The following is a 4,942-nucleotide window of genomic DNA, read 5'->3' as shown; positions in this document are numbered from 1 at the left end:
TTCGGGACCTGTTCGACGCGGCGACCGTCGAATCGCTGGCCGGCCGCGTCGCGTCGGCGGCGGGCAGCGGTGCGCGCCCGGAACTGACCGCGCAGACTCGGCCCGAGCAGCTGCCGCTGTCGTTGGCGCAGCAGCGGATGTGGTTCCTCAACCGGTTCGACCCGGAATCCACGGCCTACAACATTCCGTTGGCAATCCGGCTCACCGGTGTGCTCGACGTTGCTGCGCTGCAGGCCGCCGTCGTGGACGTGCTGGAGCGGCACGAGTCGCTGCGCAGCCGCTACCCGGACTCCGCGGCGGGGCCGCACCAGGTCATCGTCGCGGTCGAGGAGATCGACCTGGACCTGGCGCCGACCCTCGTCGCGGAACCGGACCTCCTCACTGCGGCAGGCGGGGTCCTGTCCAGCGGCTTCGACGTGCGGATCGCGCCGCCCGTGCGTGCCCGGCTGTTCGAGGTGTCCCCGACGGACCGGGTGCTGGTGATGGTGGTGCACCACATCAGTGCGGACGGTCTGTCGATGGCGCCCCTCGCCCGCGATGTCATGACCGCGTACACCGCCCGTTCGGCGGGGTCGGCGCCCGCATGGTCGCCGCTTCCGGTGCAGTACGCGGACTACGCGCTGTGGCAGCATCGGGTGCTCGGCTCGCCCGACGACGAAACCAGTGTTGCCGCACAGCAGCTCGCCTTCTGGATGGACGAGCTCGCGGACCTGCCCGCGGCGCTGGACCTGCCGACGGATCGTCCGCGACCCGCGGAACAGTCGATGCGGGGCGCCCGGTACGACTTCACGATCGACGAGCGGCTCAGCAGGGGCGTGCGCGACCTCGCTGCCAGCAGTGGCGCTACGCCGTTCATGGTCCTGCATGCGGCGCTGGCCGTCCTGCTGGCGCGCCTGTCCGGTGAGTCGGACATCGCGATCGGGACGCCGGTCGGCGGGCGCGGCGAGGCAGCGCTGGACGACCTGGTCGGCATGTTCGTCAACACCCTGGTGCTGCGGACCGAGGTCGACCCGTCCGCGTCGTTCGCCGATCTGCTCGGCGTGGTCCGTTCCGCCGACATCCGCGCCTTCGGTCACGTGGACGTGCCGTTCGAGCAGCTCGTCGAGGCACTGAACCCGGTGCGCTCGAAGGCGCACAACCCGCTGTTTCAGGTGTCGCTGTCGCTGCACAACCAGGAGCAGGCCGCCCTCGAACTGCCCGACCTGACGGTCCGCGCGCTGAACACCGAGGTGACGGTCACCCAGTTCGATCTCGACCTCGCCCTCGGTGAGAGGGTCGATGAATCCGGCGTCGCGGCCGGAATGTACGGATCGTTCGCCTACGCGACAGACCTGTTCGACGAGTCGACGATCGCCTCGTTCGCCAAGCGACTCGTCAGGATCCTCGAGTCCGTCACGAGTGATGCCTCCCATCCGGTTGGGGACCTCGCGCTGCTCACCGATGGTGAGCTGGATCGGGTGCTGCGGCAGTGGAACGACACCGCGGCGCACACCGAGCCGACGACGCTCGTCGCGCTGTTCGACGAGCAGGTCGAGCGCACCCCCGACGCGGTCGCCCTGATCTTCGAGGGCAGCGAACTCACCTACGCCGAACTCGATGCCCGCGCGAATCGCCTCGCGCGGGCGCTGATCGAGCGGGGAGTCGGGCCGGACACCGCGGTCGGGCTCTGCCTGCACCGTTCGTTCGACCTGCTCGTCGCGATGTACGCGATCGTGAAGGCGGGCGGCGCGTACGTGCCGATCGATCCGGAACACCCGGCCGACCGCATCGAGTACGTGCACGCCTCCTCCGCGCCGGTGTGCGTGCTGACGACCGCCGACACCGGTGCCGCGCTGCCTGCGGGGGCCGATGTCGTCGAGCTCGACGGGCTGGACCTTTCGGCGCACGCCAGCACACCGGTCACCGATGCCGATCGGCTCGCCCCGCTCCGCCCGGCGAACACCGCGTACATCCTGTACACGTCGGGATCCACCGGTCGCCCGAAGGGCGTGGCCGTCTCGCACGCGGCGATCACCAACCAGACTCGTTGGATGCACGGGCACTTCGGCCTCACCTCGGACGACCGGACCATGCAGAAGGCGCCGATCACGTTCGACGTGTCGGTGTGGGAGTGCTTCGCGCTTCTCGAGATCGGCGGTTCCGTGGTCGTGCTGCGGCCGGACGGGCATCGCGATCCCGCGTACATCGCCCGGATCGTGGACGAGCACGCGGTGACGATCGCCGAGTTCGTTCCGTCGCTGCTGGACGCCCTGCTGCCCGACGACTCCTCGACCCTCCCGGCGTCGATGCGGCACGTCCTCGGTGGCGGCGAGGAACTCACCCCGCGCACCGCCCGCCGGGCCGCCGCCCGGGGCGCCGCCGTCGAGAACACCTACGGCCCGACCGAGGCCGCGATCACCACCACGCACTTCGACGCCTCCGACATCGGCGACGCGGCCGTGGTCCCGATCGGCAGGGGCGTCTGGAACACCACCTCGTACGTGCTCGATGCGCGCCTGCAGCCGACCCCAGTCGGGGTGGCTGGCGAGCTGTACCACGGAGGTGCGCAGCTGGCCCGCGGCTACCACGGCCGCGCGGACCTGACCTCGGACCGGTTCGTCGCGAATCCGTTCGGCGAGCCCGGTGAGCGCATGTACCGCACCGGTGACCTGGTGCGCTGGAACACCTATGGTCAGCTGGAATTCCTGGGGCGCACAGACTTCCAGGTCAAGCTGCGCGGTCTCCGGATCGAACTCGGTGACATCGAGTCGACGCTGCGCGATGTCGCCGGACTCGACCAGTGCCTCGTCGTGCTGCGCCGGGACCCGCGGGTCGGCGACCAACTCGTCGCCTACCTCGTGGGGACAGGTCTCGACATTGCCGGACTGAAGGCCCACCTGGCCTCGCGTCTGCCGTCCTACATGGTTCCTGCGGCGTTCGTCGTGCTCGACGAGATGCCGGTGAACTCGTCCGGAAAGCTGGACCGCACGGCGCTGCCTGCGCCGGTATTCGAGGCGAAGACGTTCCGTGCCCCGTCGACGCCGGTCGAGGAGATTATCGCGGCCACGTTCGCGGACCTGTTGGGGGTCGAGCGCGTCGGAGCGGACGACGACTTCTTCGAGTTGGGTGGCAACTCGTTGATCGCGACCCGGGTGACCGCCCGGCTGGGTGCGGCGCTGGACACGACCGTGCCGGTGCGGACCCTGTTCGAGGTGTCGACGGTGGAGGCGCTCGCGGTTCGGGTGGGGGCGCACATGGGCGCGGGCGGCCGGGTGCCGCTGACCGTGTGGGAGCGCCCGGACCACATCCCGCTGTCGCTTGCGCAGCAGCGGATGTGGTTCCTGAACCGGTTCGACCCGAGTTCCGCGGTGAACAACATTCCCGCCGCGATCCGACTAGGTGGAGACCTGGATCTGGCGGCGCTCCGCGCGGCGTTCGGTGACGTGATCGCGCGGCACGAGGTGCTGCGAACAGTCTACCCGGAGGTCGACGGGGTCGGTCATCAGGTGGTGCTGCCGACGTCGGAATCCCTCCTGAATCTCATTCCGGAGACGGTGTCCGAGTCGATCCTGCTCGACCGGGTGGTCGAGGTGGTGTCGGAGGGATTCGACGTCGCCGAGCAGGTTCCGGTGCGCGCCCGGCTCTTCCGTGTGGACGGCACGCCGGAGCATGTGCTGGTGCTGGTGGTGCATCACATCGCGGCGGACGGCGTCTCGATCGAACCACTGACCCGCGACGTGCTGCTGGCGTACGCGGCGCGCAGCATGGGGGAGGCGCCTGCATGGGCGCCGCTGCCGGTGCAGTACGCGGACTACACGCTGTGGCAGCGGGAGGTGCTCGGGTCGGAGGACGACCCGGAGTCGCTGATCTCCCGGCAGGTTTCGCATTGGACCGGTGCGCTCGCGGAACTCCCCGAGCAGCTGGACCTGCCGACCGACCGTCCGCGCGCGCTGGTTGCGTCCGGCCGCGGTAGCAGGGCGAAGTTCACGATCGACGCCGAACTGCACCAGGCGCTGACCGGGCTTGCCCGCACGCACAATTCGACGCTGTTCATGGTGCTGCACTCCGCGCTGTCCGTGCTGCTCGCCCGGTTGTCGGGCACCTCGGATATCGCGGTCGGTACCCCGGTCGCCGGGCGCGGCGAGGCTGAGCTCGACGGCCTGGTCGGCATGTTCGTCAACACCCTGGTCCTCCGTCTCCAGGTGGAATCCGGTGCCTCGTTCACCGACCTGCTGGGGCAGGCGCGCGAGGTGGATCTCGCGGCGTTCGGGAACGCGGATGTGCCGTTTGAGCGGCTCGTGGAGGTGCTCAACCCGGCCCGGTCGCAGGCGCGGCACCCGCTGTTCCAGGTGGCGCTGGCGATCGAGGACGCGGGTCGGTCCGACCTGGACTTCGCGGGCCTGAGCGTGGCCGCGCTCGACTTCGACGAGCACGTCGCCAAGTGCGACCTCCAGGTGACGATCGCGGAGACCTTCTCCGAGGACGGCACGCCTGTCGGAATCGTCGGTGGGTTCACCTATGCGACGGACCTGTTCGACGAGTCGACGATCACCGGGTTCGTGTCCCGATTCCGGCGGGTACTCGAATCCGTGGTGGCGCGTCCCTCGGCGCCGGTCGCCGAGATCGACATTCTCGACGCCGCCGAACGGGTGCAGCTGCTGAGCAGGCGTGGGGCGCCCGACGCGGATCCGCGCACTCTTCCGGAGCTGTTGGCGCACGGGGCCTCGCGCGACCCCGAGGCGGTCGCCCTCGCGTTCGAGGGGCAGACGCTGACCTATCGAGAGCTGGACGAGCGGTCGTCCCGGTTGGCTCGGGTGCTGATCGGTCGCGGCGCCGGACCCGAGCGGGTCGTCGCGGTCGCGGTGCGGCGGTCGATCGAATCGGTGCTGAGCATCTGGGCGGTCGCGAAGACCGGTGCCGCGTTCGTGCCGGTGGACCCGACCTACCCGGCCGAGCGGATCGA

General features: G+C 70.0%; 1 protein-coding gene. It reads left to right on the top strand.

Annotated elements, in window-relative coordinates; translation table 11 throughout:
• A partial coding sequence (locus tag ACFWPA_RS19590; RefSeq protein ID WP_378571593.1) for an amino acid adenylation domain-containing protein occupies positions 1 to 4,942 on the top strand: 4,942 nt, incomplete at both ends.

Origin of the sequence: Rhodococcus sp. NPDC058505 (assembly GCF_042720095.1) — a bacterium.
In the GTDB taxonomy this organism is placed as follows: Bacteria; Actinomycetota; Actinomycetes; order Mycobacteriales; family Mycobacteriaceae; genus Rhodococcus_G.
This window is presented reverse-complemented; position numbering and strand designations above follow the sequence as displayed.